General features: G+C 67.4%; 2 protein-coding genes. Both read left to right on the top strand.

Annotation, left to right across the window (positions count from 1 at the left end; translation table 11 throughout):
- Positions 1–550: 550 nt before the first annotated feature.
- Positions 551–736 (top strand): hypothetical protein, encoded by a 186-nt coding sequence (locus OC550_RS22270; RefSeq protein WP_262108049.1) that lies wholly within the window; start codon positions 551–553, stop codon positions 734–736.
- A gap of 12 nt (positions 737–748) precedes the next feature.
- Positions 749–1,006, top strand: coding sequence for a transposase (locus OC550_RS22265; protein WP_262108048.1), 258 nt, complete (start codon positions 749–751; stop codon positions 1,004–1,006).
- The last annotated feature ends 211 nt before the right edge of the window (positions 1,007–1,217 follow it).

Genomic DNA, 1,217 nt, shown 5'->3' with positions numbered 1-1,217 from the left:
CCCGACCCCGCCGCCAAGAACACACACCGCCGGCAGAACACACACCCCTCCCGCGCCCCGCCCCGCTGTGACCAAAATCCTCTCCACACCCCACGGCGGAGCCGACCAGCAAAAAACCGGAAGACGCGGAAGGAATGCGTGCCGGACGGACTCGAACGCAACAACCTCCCGGTCCACCGACAACCTCCCCGAGAAGGAACGACCGACCGGCACAACCATCCGGCCCGCGAAGAGCAACTGACAAGGAGAAACCAGGGAGAGCTCGAAACGGGGCACCGGACCCGCCTACTCCCCGTCTGCCTTTCCGGGGCTGTCAGAAGAACGGCGGGACTGTCCGGCCTGATCCGAAAGGAATCGGCGCTTGGACGGGATCGATCAGATCGTGCTTTCCCTCGAGCGCCCCGGGGTTTCACGGCCGGGGAAATCGCCGCGCACCTCGAGGCAGCCTACGGGGCCAAGGTCTCCACGGACACCATCAGCCGGATCACGGAGAAGGCCGCCCGGGAGCTGGCAGCATGGGTCCGCCCGCCCGCTGGATCCGATCTACCCGGTGATCTCCGTCAAGGCGACCGCCATCAAGGGCCGCAACGGTCAGGTACGCAGCCCCCCGTTCTCCGTCGACCTGTTCTCCGTCGACAGGGGTGTCACCCCCAAGCGGGGAGCGGAAATCCTCGCCATCCGGGCCGGCGACGGCGCCGAAGGCGCCCGGTTCTGGCTGCAGGTCCCCCCGAGCTGAAGAACCGGGGGCGTGGAAGACGTGCTCATCGCCGTCTGCGACGGGCTCAAAGGACTGCCGGAGACAATCACGCCCCTCCGCGATGGAAAGGTGATGCAGCACTGCATCGCGCACCTGATCCGCAACAGCTTCCACCAGGCCGGCCGGCAGCACCGCGACGGAATCGTCAAGGCGCTCAAACCGGTCTACACGGCGCCGAATGAGAGAGCCTCGCACCAGCGAAATCTGCCGGCCCCGGACCCCGTCTATCGGGCGGTCCTGCCTTTCTGAAAAGGGGCCGTTAAATGGCGGTGGGCTCCGGCCGGCGGGTGCGGCGGGAGCCCGGTGTGGTGTGGCTGGTGTGGGGTGGGGTGATTAAAGCGGTGAGGGGCGCCGCCGTCGTTGGCGGTGCCCCTCATCGTGGTGGTTGTGTCCGGCGGTGACCTACTCTCCCACACCCTCCCGGGTGCAGTACCATCGGCGCTGCGGGTCTTAGCTTCCG

This window comes from Arthrobacter sp. Marseille-P9274 (assembly GCF_946892675.1).
Lineage (GTDB): Bacteria > Actinomycetota > Actinomycetes > Actinomycetales > Micrococcaceae > Crystallibacter.
Note: the sequence above shows the minus strand (reverse complement) of the source record. Positions and strands in the feature narration are given on the sequence as shown.